Origin of the sequence: Inquilinus sp. Marseille-Q2685, from assembly GCF_916619195.1 — a bacterium.
Lineage (GTDB): Bacteria > Pseudomonadota > Alphaproteobacteria > DSM-16000 > Inquilinaceae > Inquilinus.
Window position 1 is genome coordinate 298413 of sequence record NZ_CAKAKL010000005.1, and the last position, 22573, is coordinate 320985.

16 protein-coding genes, 1 tRNA gene and 1 pseudogene are annotated in these 22573 nt (G+C 69.4%); 7 read left to right on the top strand and 11 right to left on the bottom strand.

What is annotated here, in order from left to right; genetic code table 11:
• Positions 1 to 96 precede the first annotated feature (96 nt).
• The 7 genes and pseudogenes from LG391_RS23580 to LG391_RS23610 all read right to left on the bottom strand — a co-directional run bounded on the left by LG391_RS23580 (position 97) and on the right by LG391_RS23610 (position 9332).
• On the bottom strand, positions 97 to 636 hold the full coding sequence (locus LG391_RS23580) for a type I secretion C-terminal target domain-containing protein (RefSeq protein ID WP_255646817.1): 540 nt from the start codon (positions 634 to 636) through the stop codon (positions 97 to 99).
• Positions 637 to 652: 16 nt separating this feature from the next.
• Positions 653 to 721, bottom strand: a pseudogene (locus LG391_RS34965) (hypothetical protein); the annotation flags it as partial.
• A gap of 106 nt (positions 722 to 827) precedes the next feature.
• Entirely contained in the window at positions 828 to 2558 is a 1731-nt protein-coding gene (locus tag LG391_RS23590; RefSeq protein WP_225770492.1) for a calcium-binding protein, read from the bottom strand.
• Between the two features lie 134 nt (positions 2559 to 2692).
• Positions 2693 to 4462, bottom strand: a complete 1770-nt coding sequence (locus tag LG391_RS23595; protein ID WP_225770493.1) for a calcium-binding protein — start codon at positions 4460 to 4462, stop codon at positions 2693 to 2695.
• Between the two features lie 95 nt (positions 4463 to 4557).
• The gene (locus LG391_RS23600; RefSeq protein WP_225770494.1) at positions 4558 to 4695 is read right to left on the bottom strand and encodes a hypothetical protein; all 138 of its coding nucleotides are present in this window, start codon (positions 4693 to 4695) and stop codon (positions 4558 to 4560) included.
• 363 nt (positions 4696 to 5058) lie between these two features.
• The gene (locus tag LG391_RS23605; protein WP_225770495.1) at positions 5059 to 7884 is read right to left on the bottom strand and encodes a calcium-binding protein; all 2826 of its coding nucleotides are present in this window, start codon (positions 7882 to 7884) and stop codon (positions 5059 to 5061) included.
• Positions 7885 to 8450: 566 nt separating this feature from the next.
• A complete protein-coding gene (locus LG391_RS23610; RefSeq protein ID WP_225770496.1) occupies positions 8451 to 9332 on the bottom strand; it encodes a DMT family transporter in 882 nt (293 codons plus the stop codon).
• Between the two features lie 76 nt (positions 9333 to 9408).
• Here LG391_RS23610 and LG391_RS23615 point away from each other — a divergent pair, with 76 nt between their 5' ends.
• A complete protein-coding gene (locus tag LG391_RS23615; RefSeq protein ID WP_225770497.1) occupies positions 9409 to 9873 on the top strand; it encodes an Lrp/AsnC family transcriptional regulator in 465 nt (154 codons plus the stop codon).
• Between the two features lie 4 nt (positions 9874 to 9877).
• On the opposite strand, the gene recR is transcribed toward LG391_RS23615, so the two are convergent.
• The gene (recR, locus tag LG391_RS23620) at positions 9878 to 10474 is read right to left on the bottom strand and encodes a recombination mediator RecR (protein ID WP_225770498.1); all 597 of its coding nucleotides are present in this window, start codon (positions 10472 to 10474) and stop codon (positions 9878 to 9880) included.
• 157 nt (positions 10475 to 10631) lie between these two features.
• Here recR and LG391_RS23625 point away from each other — a divergent pair.
• The 5 genes from LG391_RS23625 to LG391_RS23645 all read left to right on the top strand — a co-directional run bounded on the left by LG391_RS23625 (position 10632) and on the right by LG391_RS23645 (position 17046).
• Positions 10632 to 10705: transfer RNA gene (locus LG391_RS23625), tRNA-Gly, on the top strand.
• 179 nt (positions 10706 to 10884) lie between these two features.
• Entirely contained in the window at positions 10885 to 12567 is a 1683-nt protein-coding gene (aspT, locus tag LG391_RS23630; protein ID WP_225770499.1) for an aspartate-alanine antiporter, read from the top strand.
• 23 nt (positions 12568 to 12590) lie between these two features.
• On the top strand, positions 12591 to 14210 hold the full coding sequence (locus LG391_RS23635) for a bifunctional aspartate transaminase/aspartate 4-decarboxylase (RefSeq protein WP_225770500.1): 1620 nt from the start codon (positions 12591 to 12593) through the stop codon (positions 14208 to 14210).
• Positions 14211 to 14309: 99 nt separating this feature from the next.
• Positions 14310 to 15665 (top strand): aspartate aminotransferase family protein, encoded by a 1356-nt coding sequence (locus tag LG391_RS23640; protein WP_225770501.1) that lies wholly within the window; start codon positions 14310 to 14312, stop codon positions 15663 to 15665.
• 13 nt (positions 15666 to 15678) lie between these two features.
• Positions 15679 to 17046, top strand: coding sequence for a glutamine synthetase family protein (locus tag LG391_RS23645; protein WP_225770502.1), 1368 nt, complete (start codon positions 15679 to 15681; stop codon positions 17044 to 17046).
• A gap of 146 nt (positions 17047 to 17192) precedes the next feature.
• Here LG391_RS23645 and LG391_RS23650 read toward each other — a convergent pair whose 3' ends face one another.
• From LG391_RS23650 to LG391_RS23660, 3 genes are all read right to left on the bottom strand, one after another.
• Entirely contained in the window at positions 17193 to 19001 is a 1809-nt protein-coding gene (locus LG391_RS23650; protein WP_225770503.1) for a M2 family metallopeptidase, read from the bottom strand.
• Positions 19002 to 19208: 207 nt separating this feature from the next.
• Complete coding sequence (locus tag LG391_RS23655; RefSeq protein ID WP_225770504.1) at positions 19209 to 20222, bottom strand: serine hydrolase; 1014 nt, start codon at positions 20220 to 20222, stop codon at positions 19209 to 19211.
• A gap of 154 nt (positions 20223 to 20376) precedes the next feature.
• Positions 20377 to 21477, bottom strand: coding sequence for an anhydro-N-acetylmuramic acid kinase (locus LG391_RS23660; protein WP_225770505.1), 1101 nt, complete (start codon positions 21475 to 21477; stop codon positions 20377 to 20379).
• A 311-nt stretch (positions 21478 to 21788) separates the two neighbouring features.
• Between LG391_RS23660 and LG391_RS23665 the strand changes: the two genes are divergently transcribed.
• On the top strand, positions 21789 to 22568 hold the full coding sequence (locus LG391_RS23665) for a hypothetical protein (RefSeq protein ID WP_225770506.1): 780 nt from the start codon (positions 21789 to 21791) through the stop codon (positions 22566 to 22568).
• Positions 22569 to 22573: the final 5 nt, after the last annotated feature.

Below are 22573 nucleotides of genomic sequence, written 5' to 3' on the forward strand. Positions count from 1 at the left end.
GCCGGCTCCGCTACGAAGCGCAGTCAGCAGTCTTGAACATCGCTCACGCCGCTGTGAAATCCGGTGCCGGCGAGGCCGGCACCGGGCCTGTCGGCGTTACAGGACGAAGTCGGAGACCTGCAGGCTGCCGATGTTGTCGAGCACGATGTTGAAGTCGGAAACCTTGTCGCCGTCGGTATCGCCGGCGATCACCGCGTCGCCGTTGGAGACGACGTAGCGCAGCTGGCCGGCGACGCCGGTATAGGCTTCGGTGCCGATGAAGCTGAAGGCCTGGTTTCCGGCGGCGCCGGTGTTGGCGTCGATCAGCGACAGGTCGATCCTGTCGCCCTGGGCGTGGCTGAAATCGGTGATCCGGTCGGCGTTGGCGGATCCCGTCGCGCTGTCGCCGGTGGTGGTGAAGACAAAGCGATCGGCATCGCCCTCGCCAGTCAGGGTGTCCCTGCCACCGCCCCCGCGCAGGACATCGTCTCCGTCACCGCCATTGAGGATATTGGCGGTGCTGCTGCCGATCAGGGTGTCGGCATAGCGCGAGCCGGCGACCCCCTCGATCGAGACCAGGGTGTCGCCGGTGGCGTTGCCGCTGCAGGCCGTCCCCGCCGTCGAGGATGTCGGCCCCGCCGAGGCCGTTGAGGACATCGTTGCCGCCGAGGCCGCGGATGCGGTCCGCTTCCTGCGAGCCGCGGATGATGTCGCCGTCCTCGGTGCCGTCGAAATCAGGCATGCTTTTCTCCTGGAGAAGCAGATGCCCCCGCGGGCGGGTTGCCGCGGGACATCCCTTCGATCGATAGGGTGCAACCGTGCCGACAGCTCCCGAAGAGCGCCCGGCGTTACAGCACGAAGTCGGATTCCTGGAGGCTGCCGACGTTGCTGAGCACGATCTCGAGGTCGGAGACACCGTCGCCGTTGATGTCGCCGGCGATCACGGCATCGCCGCCGGAGACGGCATAGCGCACCTGGCCGGCGACGCCCGTAAATACGGCGGTGCCGATGAAGGTGAAGCTGTCGTCGCCGTCCAAGCCGTTGCCGTCGGCGTCGATCGCCGACAGGTCGATCCGGTCTCCCTGGGCGTGGCTGAAATCGGTGATCTGGTCCGTGCCTTGCCACGCCATGGAGGAGACGAAGCGGTCCGCGCCGCCCCCGCCGGTCAGCACATCCGCTCCCCCGCCCCCGGCCAGGGTGTTGGCGGCGGCGTTGCCGATCAGGGTGTCGTCGTCATACCCGCCGGTGACGGACTCGATCGAGATCAGGGTATCGGCGCCACGATCGCTGCTGGCGGTGCCGGTGGCCAGGTTCACCATCGTGGAGCCGAACAGACCATCATACGAGACACGATCGTGGCCGTCCCCGCCGTCCAGGGTGTTGCTCCCGCTCCCGCCAGCGAGAACATCGTCCCCGGCGCCGCCGTCGAGGGTGTCCTCCAGAGACCCGCCGTCGAGGACGTCGTTCCCGCCGCCGCCGCGGAGGATATCGCGGCCGCCGCCGCCGTCGAGGATATTGGCATCGCTGTTGCCGATCAGGGTGTCGCCATAGGCGGAGCCCACGACCGCCTCGATCGAGACCAGGGTGTCGCCGGCCGCGGTGCCGCCGACGCCGGTGCCCGCGGACAGATCCACGATCACCCTCAGGGTGCTGGTGCCGTAGCGGGCCGTATCGAAGCCGGCACCGCCGTCGAGTTCGTCGGCCCCGGCACCGCTGTCGAGAGTGTCGTTCCCGTTGCCGCCGTCGAGGGTGTCGTCCCCGGCTTCGCCGAGAAGGAAATCGTCACCGTCGCCGCCGCGCAGGACGTTGGCGTCGCCGGTGCCGGTCAGAACGTCGATGAAGCGGGAGCCGATGACGGCCTCGATCGAGATCAAGACGTCGCCATGCGCGGTGCCGTAGAGGCCGGTTCCGGTTGCCAGGTTCACCCTCACGCCCACGTTGCTCTCGGAATAGCTGGCGAGGTCGAAGCCGCCCCCGCCATCCAGGGTGTCCGCCCCGGCACCGCCTTGGACCGTGTCGTCGCCGCCGCCGCCGCGCAGTGTGTCTTTCATGGCGCTGCCGAGCAGGATGTCGGCATGGGCGGAGCCCTCGACCGCTTCGATCGAGATCAGATGGTCGCCGAATGCCGTCCCGGCGGTGCCGCTGCCGGCAGCGAGGTTGACCCTCACCCCTTTGGTGCTGTCGGCGAAGCTGACGGTGTCGAAGCCGGCCCCGCCGTCGAGGGTGTCGGCCCCGGCCCCGCCGCGGAGCACGTCGTCGCCCTGGCCGCCGCGGAGGGTCTCCGCGGCGGCGCTGCCGATCAGGGTGTCGGCATAGGCGGAGCCCTCGACCGCTTCGATCGAGACCAGGGTGTCGCCGAACGCGGTGCCGCTGCTGCCGATGCCGGTTGCCAGGTTCACCGTCACGCCTTTGGTGCTGTCGCCGTAGCTGACGGTATCGAAGCCCTCACCGCCGTCGAGGACGTCCGCCCCGGCGCCGCCGGCCAGCCGATCGTCGCCGGCGTAGCCGTAGATCTCGTCGGCTTGATCCGTCCCGGTAAGGACGTCGTCGCCAGACGTCCCGTCAATGCGACTCGCCATGTCTCTCTCCCCCTGTGGCACCGCATCTGGAGGCGGAGCCGGCGTTCGCTCCGCTCCCGTCCGCAGCAGTTTGGATCATTGCGTTCACCCGCGACTCTAGCCGATGTCGTGCGGCCGGCGCCGGGTCGGTTCCGTTACAAGACGAAATCGGCGGCCTGCAGGCTGCCGATGTTGGCGAGCACGATGTGGAAGTCGGAGACGCCGTCGCCGTCCATGTCGCCGGCAATCACGGCATTGCCCCAGGAGACGCCATAGCGCAGCTGTCCGGCGACCCCGGTGTAGGCTGCGGTGCCAATAAAGGTGAAGGCTTGGTCGCCGGCGGTGCCGAGGTCGGCGTCGCTCGCCGACAGGTTGATCTTGTCCCCCTGGGCGCGGCTGAAATCGGTGATCCGGTCGCCATCGGAGCGGAGCGGTATGCTATTGTCGAAGGCGAAGGCGAAGTGGTCGGCGCCGTCCCCGCCGGTGAGCACGTCCTTGCCCCAGCCCCCGGCCAGGGTGTTGGATCCGGTATCGCCGGTCAGGACGTCGGCATGGTCGGACCCCTCGACGGCTTCGATCGAGATCAGCGTGTCGCCGGTGGCAGTGCCGCCGCCGCCGGTGCCGGTGGTCAGGTCCACCCTCACGCCCACGGTGCTGCGGGAGTGGATGGCCAGATCGTAGCCGTCGCCGCCATCGAGGGTATCGGTCCCGGGACCACCGTAGATGGTGTCGTCGCCGTTGCCGCCGCGGAAGATATCGTTGCCAAAGCCGGGGTGGAGAAAGTAGATGCCGTCGTCGAGGGTGTCGTCTCCGTCATGACCTTCGAGGACGTCATCACCATCGCCTCCGACCAGGTGTTCGGCGGAGCCGCTGCCGATCAGGGTGTCGGCATGGACGGAACCTCGGACCTGTTCGATCGAGATTAGGGAATCGCCAGCGGCGGTGCCGCCGCTGGCGGCACCGGTGGAGAGGTTCACCATCACCCCCGCGGGGCTGTCGTCGTAGGAGACCTCATCGGTGCCGCTGCCGCCATCGAGAATGTCGGCCCCTTCTCCGGTGTAGAGATAGTCGTTCCCTTCACCGCCGCGGAGGACGTCGTTCCCGTGGTAGCCATAAAGCTGGTCATTTCCATTGTCACCGTCGAGGGTGTCCGTGCCCACGTCGCCGGAGAGGTAATCGTTCCCTTCACCGCCGTGGAGGGCATCGTCGCCGGCACCGCCTTGAAGGCTATCGTCTGCGCCGAGGCCTTCGAGGACATCGTCGCCGTCTTCCCCGAACAGGCTTTCGACACCGCTGCCGCCTGTCAGCTTGTCGGCATAGGCGGAGCCATGCAGGTTCTCGATCGATATCAGCGTGTCGCCCTCGGCATCGCCGCCGTTGCCGGTGCCGGCGGCCAGATTCACGGTCACACCCGCGGTGCTGTCGGAATAGCGGGCCGTGTCGATGCCGTTACCGCCATCGACGATGTCGGCCCCGGAACCGCCTGCGAGATCGTCGCCGCCGTCGCCTCCGTGGAGAGCGTCGGCCCCGGAACCGCCCGTGAGATCGTCTCTGCCCTGGTGGCCGTCGAGCCTGTCGCTGCCGTCGCCACCGTCGAGGAGGTCGTTCCCGGCGTAGCCCATAAAGATGTCGTTGTCTTGGCTGCCGGTCAGGACATCATCGTAGGCGGAGCCGTGGACCCGTTCGATCGAGATCAGGGTGTCGCCCTCGGCGGTGCCGCCGCTGCCGGTGCCGGTGGCCAAGTTCACCATCACGCCCACAGTGCTGTCGAAGTAGGAGACGATGTCCGTGCCGTCCCCGCCATCGAGGATGTCGGCTCCGCCGAGGCCGTTGAGGACATCGTTTCCGCCGAGGCCGCGGATGCGGTCCGCTTCCTGCGAGCCCCGGATGATATCGTCGCCATCGGTTCCGTCGAAGTCAGGCATGGTCTCCTCCTTGGCGGTTGGGAGGCTGGCGTCCGCGGGACGGCTGTCCCCGTGAACGTCCCCCCTCGCGTGAACGTCCCCCTCGATCGATGGAGCTACAGCACGAAGCCGGAGGCCTGCGGGCTGCCGTCGGTGATGATGGTGTCGAGATTGCCGCCGACATGGTTCATCGTCGCGTCTTCCCTTGCCGAAGGTTCGATCGAATGCCCGCCGAACGGCCTCGGCGTGGACACCGGGTGTGACAGCGCCGCGCAGGACACCTTCGCCGGGGCGCGCGTGCGGACAACCCTCGATCTTCCTACCGGATAGCCGGTTTCACCGGCCGTTCCGGACGGATGTCACAAGAAAGGAGATCTCGCCGTATGGGCGCAGGCCGCGGTCCCCTGCGAGGCGTCATCGACAGATCCCCGTTCCACGAATGCCATCCAAGATGCTTATTTTCTTGCAATATTTTAAGATAAATCGAGTGTATCGCAGTCACCTTGTGCCGGCAATCCTCGACCGGAGAGAACTCCTACGCCGCCGGCGATGCGCGACGTCGTCGATTGCTGCAAGGATCCCCGGTGCCGGCGAGGCCGGCACCGGGCCTGTCGGCGTTACAGGACGAAGTCGGAGGCCTGCAGGCTGCCGATGTTGTCGAGCACGATGTTGAAGTCGGAAACCTTGTCGCCGTCGGTATCGCCGGCGATCACCGCGTCGCCGTTGGAGACGACATAGCGCAGCTGGCCGGCGACGCCGGTATAGGCTTCGGTGCCGATGAAGCTGAAGGCCTGGTTTCCGGCGGCGCCGGTGTTGGCGTCGATCAGCGACAGGTCGATCCTGTCGCCCTGGGCGTGGCTGAAATCGGTGATCCGGTCGGCGTTGGCGGATCCCGTCGCGCTGTGGCCGGCGCCGAAGACGAAGCGGTCGGACCCGGCCCCGCCGGTCAGCACGTCCTTTCCGCCCGCACCGGTCAGGGCGTTGGCCACGCTGTTGCCGATCAGCGTGTCGGCGTAGCTGGAGCCGTTGACGGATTCGATGGAGAGCAGCGTATCGCCCGTGGCGGTGCCGCCGCTGCCGGTGCCCGCGGCCAGATTGACGGTCACGCCCTTGGCGCTGTCGGTGTAGCTGACCGTATCGACGCCGGCGCCGCCGTCGAGGACATCGGCGCCAGCACCGCCGCGGAGGAAATCGTTGCCGTCGCCGCCGCGCAGGGTATTGGCGGCGCTGCTGCCGATCAGCGTGTCGGCATGGGTGGAACCGTTGACGGCCTCGACCGCGGCCAGGGTGTCGCCATGCGCGGTGCCGCCGCTGCCGGTGCCGGCGGCGAGGTTCACGGTCACGCCCACGGCGCTGTCGAAATAGGTGCCGAGGTCGATGCCGGCCCCGCCGTTGATGGAATCGCCGCCGGTCCCGCCGTTGAGGATGTCGTTCCCATCCCCGCCGGCAAGCTGGTCGTTGCCGTCATACCCCTTGAGGATGTTGGCGCCGGCATTGCCGGTCAGCGTGTCGCCGGCCTTGCCGCCATAGACGTTCTCGACGCCGTTGAAGGTGTCGCCCTGCGCCTCGCCGCTGCTGCCGACGCCGGTGGCCAGGTTCACCGTGACGGCACCGTCGGTGCCGAAATAGGTGACGGTGTCGTTGCCGGTGCCGCCGAAGAACCGGTCGCTGCCGGTGCCGCCGCGAAGCACGTCGTCGCCGGCGCCGCCGGCGAGGCTGTCGTTGCCGTCGCCGCCGGAGAGGCTGTCGGTGGCGTTGCCGCCGAACAGGACGTCGCGATAGCCGGTGCCGGTGGTGTTGACTACGTCGGACGAGGCGTTGAAGACGAAGTTCGCCGCGGTCAGCTGGGCGATGGTGGTGTTCTCGATGCGGATCGTCTCGGACCAGCTGTTGTAGCCGAGGGTGATAACGACACCGCCATCGACCTCCTCCATGAAGGGCGTCAGGCTGGCGAGATCGGCGACCTTCAGGAAGCTCAGGTCGATCTTGTCGCCGCCGGCGCCGCGGGTGAAGTCCTTGATGACGTCGTCGCCGAATTGCCGGCTGTTGTAGACGAAGGTGTCGCTGCCGCTGCCGCCGCGCAGCGTGTCGTCGTCGCCGCCGCCGGTGATGGTGTCGCTGTTGGCGCCGCCGACGATGGTGTCGTCGCCGTCGCCGCCGCGGAGGATGTCGTTGGCGCTGCCGCCGAACAGGACGTCGCGATAGCCGGTGCCGGTGGTGTTGATCACGTCAGGCGACGTGTTGAAGACGAAGTTCGCCGCGGTCAGCTGGGCGATGGTGGTGTTCTCGATGAGGATGCTCTCGGTCCAGCTGTTGTAGCCGAGTTTGATGAGGACGTTGCCGTTATCCTCGGTCATGAAGGGCGTCAGGCTGGCGAGATCGGCGACCTTCAGGAAGGACAGGTCGATCCTGTCGCCGCCGGCGCCGGCGGTGAAGTCCTTGATGACATCGGCGCCGAACTGCCGGCTGTTGTAGACGAAGGTGTCGCTGCCGCCGCCGCCGCGCAGCGTGTCGTCGTCGCCGCCGCCGGTGATGGTGTCGCTGTTGGCGCCGCCGACGAGGCTGTCGTTGCCGTCGCCGCCGCGGAGGATGTCGTTGGCGTTGCCGCCGAACAGGACGTCGCGATAGCCGGTGCCGGTGGTGTTGACCACGTCGGACGAGGTGTTGAAGACGAAGTTCGCCGCGGTCAGCTGGGCGATGGTGGTGTTCTCGATGAGGATGCTCTCGGTCCAGCTGTTGTAGCCGAGTTTGATGAGGACGTTGCCGTTATCCTCGGTCATGAAGGGCGTCAGGCTGGCGAGATCGGCGACCTTCAGGAAGGACAGGTCGATCCTGTCGCCGCCGGCGCCGGCGGTGAAGTCCTTGATGACATCGGCGCCGAACTGCCGGCTGTTGTAGTCGAAGGTGTCGCTGCCGCCGCCGCCGCGCAGCGTGTCCTCGTCGCCGCCGCCGGTGAGCGTGTCGTTGCCGACGCCGCCGACGAGGGTGTCGTTGCCGTCGCCGCCGCGGAGGATGTCGTTGGCGTTGCCGCCGAACAGGACGTCGCGATAGCCGGTGCCGGTGGTGTTGACCACATCGGACGAGGTGTTGAAGACGAAGTTCGCTGCGGTCAGCTGGGCGATGGTGGTGTTCTCGATGAGGATGCTCTCGGTCCAGCTGTTGTAGCCGAGCTTGATGAGGACGTTGCCGTTATCCTCGGTCATGAAGGGCGTCAGGCTGGCGAGATCGGCGACCTTCAGAAAGGACAGGTCGATCCTGTCGCCGCCGGCGCCGGCGACGAAGTCCTTGATGACATCGGCGCCGAACTGCCGGGTGTCGTATTTGAAGGTGTCGCTGCCGCCGCCACCCGTGAGCGTGTCGTTGCCGCCGCGCCCGATGAAGGTATCGCTGCCGCTGCCGCCGGTGAAGGTGTTGTTGCTATCGTCGCCGATATAGTCCGTCATTGCTTCATCCTTTTTTGGTTCGATCGAAGGCCGCCGCCCGCCCTCGGAGCGGACATGACAGGGCCGTTGGCGCCCTTCGTGGCGAAGGCCGCCTCACCGCTCCCGCGCGATGGCGGGAGGAATTTGAGCTTGAAGTGTCCGAGTGGTCGGCCGGCCTTGCCGGCCTGTCCGGAAGGCTACAGGAGGAGACGGAGGCTCCTCGGGCGGCCGCTGCGGTCTTCTGCCGCGACCGGTGCGGTCCCATGAATGACGTCCAAGGTGCTCCCCTTCCATCAAATAAACTTTGATTCAAACTTATTTGCGTCGTCGCCGCTGCCGAGCCGGCAATTTGCCGCTGGACCGGGGGACCGGTGCTCGCCGGCGTGCCCCGTCGCTCGCTCGATCTCGCTGACTCACGGGCCGGACCTGCCGCCGGCGGGCTGCCCGATGACGAGGTCCTGCGATTGGGATCGAGGCCGCGTCGTCACCGCGCTTGTGAATCTGGATATCGGCAGATGTTGGCGCGATTGTGTCACCGGGGTGAGATTATCGTCCCAGTCAGCTGGTCAGCAATTTTTTTTGGCCTGTCAGGCCCGAACGGCCCGATGCAGGGCGACGCCGGCCATCACCAGACCGATGCCGGCCAGGTCCCGGGCCGAGGGGATCTGTCCCAGCACCAGGACGCCGATCCCGGCGGCGGTGGCCGGCAGCAGCGCCAGCATCAGCGCGAAGCTGGCGCGCGGCAGCCGGGCCATGGCCAGCAGGTCGCAGGCATAGGGGATGACCGAGGAGGCGACGCCGACCCCGATCCCGGCCAGCAGCAGCGCCGGATCCGCCAGCGCCGGCAGGGCCGGGCCCAGCCCGAACGGGGTGATCGCCGCTAGCGCCGCCAGCATCGCCGCGGCCAGCCCGTCGATGCCGCCGGCCCCGGCGATGCGGTGGCCCAGCACGATGTAGGCGACGAACAGCGCGCAATTGGCGAAGGCCAGGGCATAGCCCAGCGCGTCGCCCTCCAGCCGGATCTGGGTCAGCAGCGCCACGCCGGCCGCCGCCAGACCCAGCGCCGCGAGGTTCCGCCGGCTGCGCAGCCCGGCCAGCGCCAAGCCGATCGGCCCCAGGAACTCGATGGCGCCGACCGTCGCCAGCGGCAGCCGGGCGATGGCCAGGTAGAAGCAGCCGTTCATCGCCGCCAGCACCAAGCCCAGCGCCAGCAGCGTGCGGCGATCGGCCGGGCTGCTGCGCCGCCACAGCCGCCAGGGCCGGCGCCACAGCGCGAAGACCAGGGCGGCCGTGGCGATGCGCAGCCAGGCCACGCCCAGCACCTCGACCGCGGCGAACAGCAGCACGGCGCAGGCCGGCCCCAGATAGTGGAACACGGCGCTGACGACGAAGAACAGCTGTGGCGGCACCCGCTGCGCCAGCGGCGCGGGGGCGGAGGTCTCATGGGTCGACATGCCGAAGATTTGCATGCCCCGGCGATCCGGCCCATGATCGGTCGAAGCTTGTCGCTTTCATCTGCCTTCGTTTCGAAGGAGATCCGTTGATTTGGCCTTCCAGGTCTCGCCGCTGCTCGCCGACGAGCGCAACCTCGCGCTGATCCGCCTGCTGCAGGCCGAGCCGCGCCTGGGCACGGCCGAGCTGGCGCGGCGCGTCGGCATGTCGGCGCCGGCAGTGCGCGAGCGGCTGCTGCGGCTGGAGGAGGCGGGGGTGATCCGCGGCTGGCGGCTGGAGCTGGAGCCGAAGGCGCTCGGCTATCCGCTGACCGTGTTCGTCCGCATCCGGCCGATGCCGGGGCAGGTGCCGAAGGTCGCCGAGCTGGCGCGGGCCATGCCCCAGGTGGCGGAATGCCACCGCATCACCGGCGAGGACTGCTTCATCCTGAAGGTGCATGTCGAGGCGATCGAGACGCTGGACCGGCTGCCCGCCCGCTTCCTGGCGCAGGGCCAGCCCACCCCCTCGTTTGTCCAGTCCACTCCGGTGCCGCCGCGCGCCCCGCCGCTGCCAGGGTAGGGGTCTATGGCTGCAGCCCGCGGCGCGAGCGCAGGGCGGCGACCAGGGTGCCGTCGTCGAGATAGTCCAGCTCGCCGCCCACCGGCACGCCATGCGCCAGCCGGGTGACGCTGGGGCCGGCGCCCTCCAGCTTCTCGGCCAGGTAATGCGCGGTGGTCTGGCCGTCGACCGTGGCGTTCAGGGCCAGGATCACCTCGGTCACGCCGGGTTCGCGGGCGCGGGCCAGCAGGCGGGGGATCGCCAGGTCCTCCGGCCCGACACCGTCGATCGCCGACAGGGTGCCGCCCAGCACGTGGTAGCGGCCGCGGAAGGCGCGCGCCCGCTCCAGCGCCCACAGGTCGGCCACCTGCTCGACCACGCAGATCACCCCGGCGTCGCGGGCCGGGTCGCTGCAGATCGGGCAGGGGTCGACGGTGTCGAGGTTGCCGCAGATGGAGCAGGGCACGATCGCCGTGGCGGCAGCCTCGAGCGCCTGGGCCAGCGGGCGCATCGCGGTGTCGCGGTGGCGCAGCAGATGCAGCGCGATCCGGCGCGCCGACCGGGGCCCCAGCCCCGGCAGCCGCGCCAGCAGGTCCATCATGGTGGCGATCTCGCCGCTCATGCGCGCTCCATTCCCGCCGCCCGCCCGCCGCGGACGGGCACCGATCCTATCTAGACCGGCGGGACGCCGTTTCCCAGCATCGCGAACAAAACAGGGTTACGCGGCGTCGTCGAGGCGCCTTGAACGGCATCGCCGCTTCGCCTATAACCGACGGCGCGCGGGTGTAGCTCAATGGTAGAGCAGAAGCTTCCCAAGCTTACGACGAGGGTTCGATTCCCTTCACCCGCTCCAGCCCCCTTTGCAATCGCTGCCTGCCGACACGCCGTGCGATCCGGCCTCGCCGAGCCGTGATCTGATTCGGCCGCAGTCGCGGCAGCGACTACTATTGTATTCATGGAATGGATTTTTGATGACGCCGCCGACGTCATCGGCGATTGTCGTGTAGTGCCATCCAGTGATGGAGCACACACATGGAAATACTTCATAATTTATTCAAAGCCTCGCCAGAGGCCGCATTGTTCCTGTCGCTGGCGATCGGCTACGCCGTCGGCAAGATCCAGTTCGGCCGGTTCCAGTTCGGCGGGGTCGCCGGCTCGCTGATCGCCGCGGTGCTGATCAGCCAGGTCGGGGTGACGATCGATCCCGGCATCAAGGCGGTGGCCTTCGCCCTGTTCATCTACGCCGTCGGCTTCGAGAGCGGCCCGCAATTCTTCAATTCGCTGAACCGCTCGGCGCTGCGCGAGATCGTGCTGGCCGTGTTCCTGGCGGCGACGGCGCTGGTCACCGTCATTCTCTGCGCCCGGATCGGCGGGCTGGACAAGGGGCTGGCGGCCGGCATCGCCGCCGGCGGGCTGACCCAGTCGGCGATCATCGGCACCGCCGGCGACACGCTGAACCGCCTGGGCCTGCCCGCGGAGGAGGTGGCGCGCCAGCAATCCGAGATCGCGATCGGCTATGCCGTCACCTACATCTTCGGCTCGCTGGGGCCGATCCTGGTCTGCCTGATCCTGATCCCGCGCCTGTTCGGCCGCGACATCCGCGAGGATGCGGTGAAGGCCGAGCGGGCGCTGGCCGGCGGCGGCGCCGTGCTGGGCCGCGGCGACGTCGCGGCGGCGCCGGCGCTGGTCGGCCGCGCCTACGCCGTCATCGCGGCCGCCGGGCGGACGGTCGGCGAGATCGAGGCCGCGGCGCCGGGGATCACGATCGAGCGGGTGCGCCGCGGCGATTCGGCGCCGGCGGTCGACCCCGGTCTGCGGCTCGCGGCCGGCGACCATGTGCTGGTGGTCGGCCGGCGCGAGGCGGTGGTCGCGGCGGCGCCGGCGATCGGCACCGAAGAGGCTGCGGCGGCGGGCATGGACATGGTGCTGCATCTCCGCGACGTGGTCTTCACCCGCCCCGGCGCCAGCGGCAAGACCATCGGCGAGCTCAAGGCCCAGGCCGACGCCGCAGCCAGGCACGGCGTCTACATCGCCGGCATCACCCGGATGGAGCGGCCGCTGCCGGTGCTGGACGGCACCGCGCTGCATCACGGCGACGTGATCACGCTGCAGGGCGCCGCCTCCGATGTCGACCGGGCGGCGAAGCTGCTCGGCTACGAGATCGCGCCCAGCGACAAGACCGATTTCGTCTATCTCGGCCTCGGCATCCTGCTGGGCCTGCTGGTCGGCCTGATAACCGCGCGGGTCGGCGGCATCCCGCTGACCCTGGGCAGCGGCGGCGGCGCGCTGCTGTCCGGCCTCGTCTTCGGCTGGCTGCGCGCCAAGCACCCGACCTTCGGGGCGATGCCGTCGGCGGCCGGCCAGATCCTGAAGGATTTCGGCCTCGCCGCCTTCGTCGCCTGCGTCGGCCTGTCCTCCGGCGCCCAGGCCTGGACCACGCTGCAGGAAAGCGGCGCCGCGATCTTCGTGCTCGGCCTCGTGGTCACGCTGGTGCCGCTGGTGCTGACGCTGCTCTTCGGCCGCTACGTGCTGCGTTACGACAACGCCGCCATCCTGGCCGGCGCCCTGTCCGGGTCGCGCAGCGCCAACCCGGCCTTCGGTGCCGTGCTCGACAAGGCCGGCAACTCGGTGCCGACCGTGCCCTTCGCCATCACCTACGCCATGGCCAATGTGCTGCTGACGATCCTCGGGCCCCTCGTGGTCGGTTTCGTCTGAGCGCGCCAGGGAGGAGAACGATCATGAACGACACCGCACCCGCCATCGACGAGAAGACGGCCGCCTCGCTCGCCAAGCTCAGCCCGTTCGAGCTGAAGGACGCGCTGATCCAGCTGGCGAAGAGCGACGCCGACCGGATGATGCTGAACGCCGGCCGCGGCAACCCGAACTTCCTGGCGACCGTGCCGCGCCACGGCTTCTTCCAGCTCGGCCTGTTCGCCATGACCGAGGCCGAACGCTCCTTCGCCTACATGCCGGAAGGGGTCGGCGGCTTCCCGCGGCGCGACGGCATCGAGGGCCGGTTCGAGATCTTCGCCCGCGCCCACAAGGACGTGCCCGGCGTCGCCTTCCTGGTCGGCGCCGTGTCCTATGTCCGCGACCAGCTCGGCCTCTCCGCCGGCGACTTCCTCTACGAGATGTGCGAGGGCATCCTCGCCTGCAACTACCCGGTGCCGGACCGGATGCTGGTGCTCTCCGAGAAGATCGTCGGCCAGTACCTCCGCAAGGAGATGATCGGCCGCCAGTCCTTCGTCGGCGATTTCGACCTCTACGCGGTCGAAGGCGGCACCGCGGCGATGACCTATCTGTTCAACAGCCTGCGCGAGAACCGGCTGCTGGCGCCGGGCGATTCGATCGCGATCGGCCTGCCGATCTTCACCCCCTATATCGAGATCCCGCATCTCAACGACTACAGGCTGGTCGAGGTCGGGCTGAACGCCGATGCGGAGAAGGGCTGGCAGTACGGCGACAAGGAGCTCGACAAGCTGCTCGACCCGAAGGTGAAGGCCTTCTTCCTGGTCAACCCGTCCAACCCGCCCTCGGTCAAGCTGGGCGCGGCCAACCTGAAGCGGCTGCAGGAGATCGTGGCCAGGCGGCCCGACCTGATCCTCCTGACCGACGACGTCTACGGCACCTTCGCCGACGATTTCGTGTCGCTGTTCGCGACCTGCCCGCAGAACACGATCCTGGTCTATTCCTACTCCAAGTATTTCGGCGCCACCGGCTGGCGCCTCGGCGTGATCGCCACCCACAGGGACAACGTGCTGGACCGCGCCATCGCCAGGCTGCCGGCCAGGGTGCAGAAGGAGCTGGACGAGCGCTATGCGTCGATCACCACCGACCCCCGCCGCCTGCCCTTCATCGACCGGGTGGTGGCCGACAGCCGCACCGTCGCGCTGAACCACACCGCCGGCCTGTCGACGCCGCAGCAGGTGCAGATGGTGCTGTTCTCGCTGTTCTGCCTGATGGACGAGCCCGATTCCTACAAGAACGCGATGAAGCGGATCATCCGCCGCCGCAAGGCCGCGCTGTACCAGGCCGCCGGGGTGACGCTGGAGGAAGACGAGAACTCGGTCGACTACTACACCATCCTGGATCTCGAGGTGCTGGGCACCCGGCTGCACGGGCGCAAGTTCGTCGACTGGTTCATGAAGAACACGAAGCCGCAGGAGGTGCTGTTCCGGCTGGCCAAGGAAAGCGGCGTGGTGCTGCTGCCGGGCCGCGGCTTCGGCACGCTGCACCCCTCGGCCCGGGTGTCGCTCGCCAACCTGAACGAGACCGACTACGCCAGGATCGGCGCCGCGATCCGCACGCTGATGGCGGAGTATGTCGGCCGGTTCCAGGCGGCGGGGAAGAGGAAATAGGCTGCCGATGGCATGACGGTCCCGCGGTTGGGACCAGTTCCGGTCGCCCGCGCCTCCCCCTAAGCTCTCCGGCACCAGACACCAGGGAGGGAGGCCGGATTGGACGATGCGGGCAGGGTGATCGACAGCCCGATGCGGGCGGAGCTGGAGCGCTACGAGGCCTCCCACCCCGCTTCGAAGCGCCTGGCGGAGCGGGCGGGGGCGGTCTTCCCCGGCGGCGTACCGCTGCACTGGATGCGCGACTGGGCCACGCCCTTCCCGTTGTTCATGGCCGAGGCCCGGGGCGCCGAGCTGGTCGACGCCGACGGCCATCGCTACGCCGATTTCTGCCTGGGCGACACCGGGTCGATGTTCGGCCATTCGCCGGAACCGGTGGCGCGCGCCGTGGCGGACCAGGTCGCCCGCGGCGTCACCGCCATGCTGCCGACCGAAGACGGCGTGGCGGCGGCCGAGGCGCTGGCCCGCCGCTTCGGCCTGCCCTACTGGCAGGTGACGACGACCGCGACCGACGCCAACCGCTTCGTGCTGCGCTGGGCCCGCGCCATCACCGGCCGGCCGAAGATCCTGGTGTTCAACGGCTGCTATCACGGCACGGTGGACGACACCTTCGTCCGGCTGGACGATGGCCGGCCGGCGCACCGGCCCGGCCTGCTGGGCCAGGCGGCCGACCTGACCGCGACGACCAAGGTGGTCGAGTTCAACGACGTGGCGGGGCTGGAGGCGGCGCTGGCACCCGGCGACGTCGCCTGCGTCATCACCGAGCCGGCGTTGACCAATATCGGCATGGTGCTGCCCGAGCCCGGCTTCCACGCGGCCTTGCGCGGCCTGACACGCCGGCATGGCACGCTGCTGGTGATCGACGAGACGCACACGATCTCGACCGGCCCGGGCGGCTGGACCCGGGAATACGGGCTGGAGCCGGATGTCCTCACCCTCGGCAAGCCGATCGCCGGCGGCATCCCCTGCGGCGTCTACGGCTTCACCGCCGAGGTCGAGGCGCGGATGCGCCGGGTCAAGGCGGGCGTGCCGCACGGCCACAGCGGCATGGGCACGACGCTGTCGGCCAACGCCCTGGCCATGCGCGCCCTCAGGGCCATGCTGGAGGAGGTGATGACCGAGGCCGCCTATGCCGGCATGGTCGACCGCGCCCGGCGCTTGGCCGCGGGGATCGAGGCCGCGGTGGCGCGGCACGGCCTGGCCTGGCACGTCACCCAGATCGGCGCCCGGGTCGAGTTCCACTTCACGCCGACGCCCTACCGCACCGGCGGCGAAGCCGCTTCGGCGATGCGGCCGGATCTGGAGCAATTCGTGAACCTGTTCCTGATCAACCGCGGCATCCTGATCGCGCCGTTCCACAACATGATGCTGGCCAGCCCGGCCACGACGGAGGACCAGATCGCCCGCTTCCACGACGCCTTCGACGCCTGCGCCGCGGCGCTGGCCGGCCACGCCTGAGGGGGGACCGGACATGCCCGACGCGACTTCGAACGCCGCCGCCGATCCGGCAGAGGAATGCCTCGATTTCCTGGCCCGGCACCGCGACATCCGCTTCGTCGACATCCTGCTGACCGATGCCTGCGGCGTGCAGCGCGGCAAGCGCATCCCGGTGGGGGAGCTGGAGCGGATCTGGCGCAACGGCCGCTACATGCCCGGCTCGATCATCAGCCTCGACATCACCGGGGCGGATGTGGAGGAGACCGGGCTGGTGTGGGAGGACGGCGACGCCGACCGCACCGCCCGGCCCGTGCCCGGCACGCTGGTGCCGGTGCCGTGGAAGGCCGAGCCTTCGGCCCAGCTCCTGCTGACGCTGTTCGAGCTGGACGGCACGCCGTCCGCCTACGACCCGCGCCAGGTGCTGTCCCGGGTGGTGTCGCGCCTGGCGGCCGACGGCCTGCATCCCGTGGTGGCGGTGGAGCTGGAGTTCTACGTCTTCGACGCAGCCTGGCGCGAGAGCGGACGCCCGGTGCCGCCGCGCGGCGCCAGCACCGGCAAGCAGGCCTACGGCATGGCCGATCTCGACGAGCTCGGCGACTTCCTGGCCGATCTCTACGCCTGCTGCGAGATCCAGGGCCTGCCGGCCGACACGGCGATCAGCGAATATGCGCCGGGCCAGGTCGAGATCAACCTGAAGCACCGGACGGACGCGCTGCGCGCCGCCGACGACGCCATCATGTACAAGCGGCTGGTCCGCGCCGTGGCCAAGCGGCATGGGATGGAGGCCACCTTCATGGCCAAGCCCTATGCCGGGGAGACCGGCAGCGGCACCCATCTGCACATCAGCCTGGCCGACGGCGACGGCGGCAACCGCTTCGCGGCCGAGGGCGGGGACGACCTCTTGCGTCATGCCATCGGCGGCATGGGGGCGACGATCCGCGACGGCATGCTGGTCTTCGCCCCGAACGCCAACTCCTACCGCCGGTTCCAGACCCTCAGCTACGCGCCGCTGGCGCCGACCTGGGGCGTCAACAATCGCACCGTGGCGCTGCGCGTGCCGATCGGCCCGCCGGCAGCCAAGCATGTCGAGCACCGGGTGGCGGGCGCCGACGCCAACCCCTATCTGGCGCTGGCGGCGGCGCTGGCCGGGATGCATCGCGGCATTCTCGACAGGCGCGACCCCGGCCCGCCGGTGACCGGCAACGGCTACGGCACCCCGGCTTCGGACATCCCGCCGAACTGGCTGGATTCGATCCGCGACTTCCGGCAGTCGGCCCTGATGCGCGACTATCTCGGCGACGCCTTCGTCGACGCCTTCGCCAAGATCAAGCTGGCCGAATACCGGCGCTTTCATAGCCAGGTGCCGCCGCTGGACTTCGACTGGTACGCCCGGGTGGTGTGAGGGGCGGAGCAAGTCCCGCCTTCCTTCTCTGTCATCCTCGGGCTTGACCCGAGGATCCAGGGGCTTTCAAGAGCGGCTCTCGGTGGCCCCTGGATTGCCGGGTCAAGCCCGGCAATGACAGAAAGGATACAGGGCGGAGCGGGCCGCTACCACCCGCAGCTCTGGCCCTTGTTCTGTTCGGTCAGCCAGTCGTTCAGCGGCTGGAAATACTCGGCCACGGCGCTGGCGTCGGTGCGGCGCTCGCCGGTGAAGGCCTCCAGCGCCTCCGGCCAGGGCTTGGACTGGCCCATCTCCAGCATCGCGTTGAAGCGCTCGCCGACCTCCTTGTTCCCGTAGACCGAGCAGCGGTGCAGCGGCCCGGTCCAGCCGGCCTGCTGGCAGGCGGCGCGGTGGAACTGGAACTGGTAGATATGGGCCAGGAAGTACCGGGTGTAGGGCGTGTTGCCGGGGATGTGGTACTTGGCGCCGGGGTCGAAGGCGTCGGCCGGGCGCGGCCCCGGCGGCACCAGCCCCTGGTACTTCAGCCGCAGCGCCCACCAGGCGTCGTTGTAGGTCTCCGGCGTCGCCTTCCCTGCGAACACCTCCCACCGCCAGCGGTCGACCAGCAGGCCGAAGGGCAGGAAGGCGATCTTGTCGAGCGCCATCTTCAAGAGGAACGGGATGTCGCCCTCGGCGCCCGGCACCTTGTCCAGGAGGCCGATCTGGTTCAGGTAGGTCGGGGTCAGCGCCGACAGCCCGATGAAGTCGCCGATCGCCTCGTGGAACCCGTCATTGGCCCCGTTCTTGAAGATGTAGGGCTGGTCCTTGTAGGCGCGCTGATAGTAGTTGTGCCCGAGCTCGTGGTGGACGGTGTAGAAGTCCTCGCCGTTCACCTTGGTGCACATCTTGATGCGGATGTCGTCGCGGTCGTCCAGGTCCCAGGCCGAGGCGTGGCAGACGACGTCGCGCCCCTCCGGCCGCACGATCTGCGACCGCTTCCAGAAGGTGTCGGGCAGCGGCGCCAGGCCCAGCGAGGTGTAGAAGGCCTCGCCGGTCTTGACCATCCTGGTCGGGTCGTAGCCGGCGTCGACCAGCAGCTTGTCCAGGCTGTAGCCCTCGGTCTCGTCCTTCGGTGCCACCAGATCGTAGATGTTGCCCCAGGACTGGGCCCACATATTGCCCAGCAGGTCGGCGCGGATCGGGCCGGTCTTCGGCTGCACCGCGTCGCCGTACCGGGCGTTCAGCCGGCCGCGGACATAGCAGTGCAGGTTCCTGTAGAAGGGCTCGACCTGGCCCCACAGCCGGTCGGTCTCAGCCGCGAACTCGTCCGCCGGCATGTCGTAGCCGGACCGCCACAGCGCGCCGGTGTCGGCATAGCCCAGCGTCTTCGACCCCTCATTCGCCAGCTCCACCAGCCGGGCATAGTCCGGCCGCATCACCGGCGAGATCGAATGCCAGCCCTCCCACACCGCCCTGGTCTCGGCCGGGTCGCGCGAGGCGGCCAGGATGTCCTCGGCGTCGCTCAGGGTCAGGGTCTTGCCCTGGACCTGGAACTCGCCGGTGGAATAGGTGGAGTCGAGCTTGGTGCTCAGCGTCGCCAGCTCGCGGGCCGCGCCCGGCCGGTCCGGCGCCGGCAGCACCAGGTTGCGCTTCAGGATGTCGAGCTTGCGCCGCGTCACCGGGTCGAGCGCGACGCCGTCGAAGCGCGAGGCCTCCTTGGCATAGACGGTGGTCTTCTCGGTCCACTCGCCATTGGCCTTGGCCTCCAGCCACTGGGTATCGTCGGTGATGAAGGTGGCGCGCACCCAGGACGCCTTGTTGAGGTATTCGCTGGTGGCGGCCAGGTCGGCCTCGGCCTTGTCGACGAAGGCGCGGGCCTCCTCCGGGGTCGGCGCCGCGGCCTGGGTCGGGGCGGCGATGCCCCACAGCAGGGCGGCCGCGGCGGCGCCGGCGGCCAGCAGGCGGGATCTCATCATTGGGGTCCCCCTATGCATTGAATTTTATGAGAAATCTCCGGCGTTCTCCCATCGCCGGACCGATTGTGCCCATGGAAGGCGGGCGGGAATCGCCTGTCAATCATGTCGTGGATGCCGCCCCCTCCGGCCCCACTCCATCATGGCGAGGAGCGCAGCGCCACGCCCCTTCGGGGCTCGCCATGACGGATTTACGACTTGAGTCCCGGCCTAAAACGGCCAGCCCGCCGACACCGTGTTCGACACCCCGCGCCGCAACGCCTGGATGCCGGTCTCGACATGACGCGACGGGTGCACCCGGTTGGTCAGCAGCGTCCAGGCGTGGCCGCGTTCCAGGTCGATCCACAGCGCCGTGCCGGTGAAGCCGGTGTGGCCGATCGTGTCGGGCGAGCACAGCGACCCGCCGGACCAGCCCTCGTGCCGCACCTGCCAGCCCAGCCCGTGCGGGTGGCCCTCGGCGCGCAGCATCTCGGCGACCGTGGCCGGTCGCAGCACGGTGCCGGCCAGGAAGGCCTGGGCGAAGTCCAGCACCGCGGCGGCGCTGCCGAACAGCCCGGCATGGCCGGCCAGGCCGCCGAGGGCGTAGGCGTTCTCGTCATGCACCTCGCCGCGCATCACCCGGCCGCGCCAGGTGCAGCGCTCGGTGGCCGCGGCACGGGCCGGGCCGGGGTTGACGGCGAAGTCGCCGGGCGGCAGCAGGTCGCGCAACGGGCGTTCGCGCAGCCGCTCGACCAGGATGCCCAGCAGCACGTAGTTGACGTCGGAATAGGTGTCGGCGCCGGCCACCCAGTCCTTCTGCAGCACCAGCGCCTTCAGCGTCTCCGGGTCGCTGCCCCAGGTGTACAGCGGCTCCACCGACGGCAGGCCGGAGCGGTGCGACAGCAGCTGCCGCACCGTGACCTGCCGCACCCAGTGCTCCGGCTGGTACTGGCGCAGGTCCGGCAGGTGCAGCGCCAGCGGGTCGGACAGGTCGATCCGCCCCTGCTCGACCAGCCACAGCACCTCGGTCGTCGTGAGGATCACCTTGGTCAGGCTGGCCAGGTCGAACAGCGTGTCCTCGGCCAGGGCCGCGCGCTCCGGCACCAGCGCGGCGTGCCCGCCGGAGCGGATGGCGCGGCCGCCGTCGCGGGTCACCAGCCCCAGCACGGCGCCGGGGATGCGGCCGGCATCGATCGCTTCATCGACCAGGGCGAAGGCGGCGTCGGCCGCGGCGGCAAGGGTCATTCGGCGGAGTCCGGAAGGAGGTCGTGCAACACTCTACTGTCATGCCCGGGCTTGACCCGGGCATCCAGGGGCATTTTGGCCAGGCCTGTCCGTAATGGCCCCTGGATCGCCGGGTCAAGCCCGGCGATGACAACAAGAAGAGGGCCGGACCTGGTCACGCCGCCCGCGTCAGCGGCCGGTGCAGCACGCCGCCGGTCATCGGGCGGGGCACGCCGGTGGTGGTCGGCAGGCTGAGCGGCAGCCCGTCCAGCGAGCGCACGGCCAGGAAGGCGAAGGCCTGGGCCTCCAGCGCGTCGCCGTCCCAGCCCACCGCCTCGACCGGGTCGACCGGCACGCCCAGCGCCCGGCGCAGCCCGTCCATCAGGGTGCGGTTGTGCCGGCCGCCGCCGGTCACCAGCCAGCGCCCGGGCGCCGCGGCGAAGTGCTGGCGCGACGCGGCGACCGAGGCGATGGTGAAGGCCGCCAGCGTGGCGGCGCCGTCGGCCAGCGACAGACCGTCCACCGCCGCCAGCGGGAAATCGTTGCGGTCCAGCGATTTCGGCGGCGGCGCGTCGAAATAGGGGTTGGCCATCAGCGCCGCCAGCCGGTCTTCGGCGATGCGGCCGCTGGCGGCGATCCGCCCGTCCTCGTCATAGCGGGCGCCGGTGTGGCGCTGCACCCAGTCGTCGATCATGGCGCTGGCCGGGCCGGTGTCGAAGGCGGTGATGGTCCCCTCTTCGATGACGGTGACGTTGCCGACGCCGCCCAGGTTCAGCACGGCCAGCGGCCGCGGCAGGTCCTTTGCCAGGGCGGCGTGGTACAGCGGCGCGAAGGGGGCGCCCTGGCCGCCGGCGGCGACGTCGGCGGAGCGGAAGTCGTTGACGCAGGGGATGCCCAGCGCCGCGGCCAGCCGGGCGCCGTCGCCCAGCTGCCGGGTGAAGCGCCGCTCCGGCCGGTGCAGCACGGTCTGGCCGTGCATGCCGACGACGTCGATGGCCTCCGGCGTCAGACCGGTCTCGTCCAGCAGGCGGCGGACGGCGGCGGTGTTCAGGTCGGTGACGGCGGCGGAGAGATCGTCCAGCGCCTCGTGCTCGGCCCGCGCCGGGTCTCGCGCCACCGCCAGCAGGGCGTCGCGCACCGCGTCGGTGTAGGGGGTGGTCGAAGCGGCGCCGCAGGCGAACACGGTCTCGCCGTCGGTCTCGATCACCGCGACGTCGACCCCGTCCATCGAGGTGCCGCTCATCAGTCCGATGGCGGTGCGCCGGGCTGCGGCCATGGGGGATCTCCTCGCGTCTTCGCCGTCGAATCGGCACCGGGATTATGGCGAAGACGCCGGCCCGCGTGGAAGCCGTTCCCGCCCCATTCTTGCCAGACTGTGACACTTTCATTACAAACACAGTCTTGCGATCGGGGAGAGAAGCAATGCTGACCTATCAGCGCGCCGACGCCGCCATCATCCCTCTCTTTCAGCAAATCTCTGAGACTCAAGAAAAAGCGGGTCCACAAACAATTCTGGAGTCTCGTTTGAGATTCCCTGGAAGGATGCTGAGGGACCTGAAAAAATTACCGGAGCTTCCGGAGAGATCCTTGGTCTCTCCTCGCGACGCGCGGATTTTCTACGGGTCCGCCCTGCTGCGCTGGGTGCCGATGCGGCTGGTGACCCGGACGCTGGCCACCCAGGTCCATGCCCGGGGCCGCCCGGTCTGGCTGCGGGACCGCTTCATCGACGCCGGCGACTGGTCGGAGATCTCGAAGCCGGTGGCGGACAGCTTTCACCACCAGTGGTTCCACGATCTGGTGTGGGGCGGCACCCTGACCGAGACGCCCAGCTACCGCAGGATGCTGCGCCTGATGGAGGCGGGCCGCCCGATGCAGGTCGGCCCGCTGGTGCTCGACAGCGTCGAGGCGATCGAATCCTACCGCCGCTACTGCGAATCGCTGCTCGACAGCATCCGGACCCATGGCGTGACGCCGCGGCAACTGACCCCGGATTTCGCCCCGGCCCGCGGGCGTGATCCCCGCAGCGAACGCACCGAAGGCGACATCATCGTCGCGGCCGGCCCGGACGGCACGTTCTACCGAATGCTGGCGGGCCGCCACCGGATCTGCGCCGCGCAGGCGCTCGGCCTCGATCGCGTTCCGGTCCACATCCGCCTGGTGCACGCGACCTGGCTCTGGGCCCTGGCCGATCGCCCCGGCGTGCTGCCGCACAAGGCCTTCGCCCGCTGGCTCGACACGTTCGAACCGGTCCAGGCCTCGACCCTCGGGAAGATCAAGGGGCGGCTCGCCGCCTGGGCGCTGTGCGTCCCGGGCCTGGCCGAGGCCTGGCTGGGCCTGTCGGAAGGGCTGGCGGTCGCGGTCGTCTGAACCGG

Excerpts from the sequence above, each read along its gene's own strand:
- LG391_RS23580 (WP_255646817.1), bottom strand. The coding sequence starts at position 636 with ATGTCCTCAACGGCCTCGGCGGGGCCGACATCCTCGACGGCGGGGACG.
- LG391_RS23590 (WP_225770492.1), bottom strand. The coding sequence starts at position 2,558 with ATGGCGAGTCGCATTGACGGGACGTCTGGCGACGACGTCCTTACCGGG.
- LG391_RS23595 (WP_225770493.1), bottom strand. The coding sequence starts at position 4,462 with ATGCCTGACTTCGACGGAACCGATGGCGACGATATCATCCGGGGCTCG.
- LG391_RS23605 (WP_225770495.1), bottom strand. The coding sequence starts at position 7,884 with ATGACGGACTATATCGGCGACGATAGCAACAACACCTTCACCGGCGGC.
- LG391_RS23610 (WP_225770496.1), bottom strand. The coding sequence starts at position 9,332 with ATGCAAATCTTCGGCATGTCGACCCATGAGACCTCCGCCCCCGCGCCG.
- recR (WP_225770498.1), bottom strand. The coding sequence starts at position 10,474 with ATGAGCGGCGAGATCGCCACCATGATGGACCTGCTGGCGCGGCTGCCG.
- aspT (WP_225770499.1), top strand. The coding sequence starts at position 10,885 with ATGGAAATACTTCATAATTTATTCAAAGCCTCGCCAGAGGCCGCATTG.
- LG391_RS23635 (WP_225770500.1), top strand. The coding sequence starts at position 12,591 with ATGAACGACACCGCACCCGCCATCGACGAGAAGACGGCCGCCTCGCTC.
- LG391_RS23645 (WP_225770502.1), top strand. The coding sequence starts at position 15,679 with ATGCCCGACGCGACTTCGAACGCCGCCGCCGATCCGGCAGAGGAATGC.
- LG391_RS23650 (WP_225770503.1), bottom strand. The coding sequence starts at position 19,001 with ATGATGAGATCCCGCCTGCTGGCCGCCGGCGCCGCCGCGGCCGCCCTG.
- LG391_RS23655 (WP_225770504.1), bottom strand. The coding sequence starts at position 20,222 with ATGACCCTTGCCGCCGCGGCCGACGCCGCCTTCGCCCTGGTCGATGAA.
- LG391_RS23660 (WP_225770505.1), bottom strand. The coding sequence starts at position 21,477 with ATGGCCGCAGCCCGGCGCACCGCCATCGGACTGATGAGCGGCACCTCG.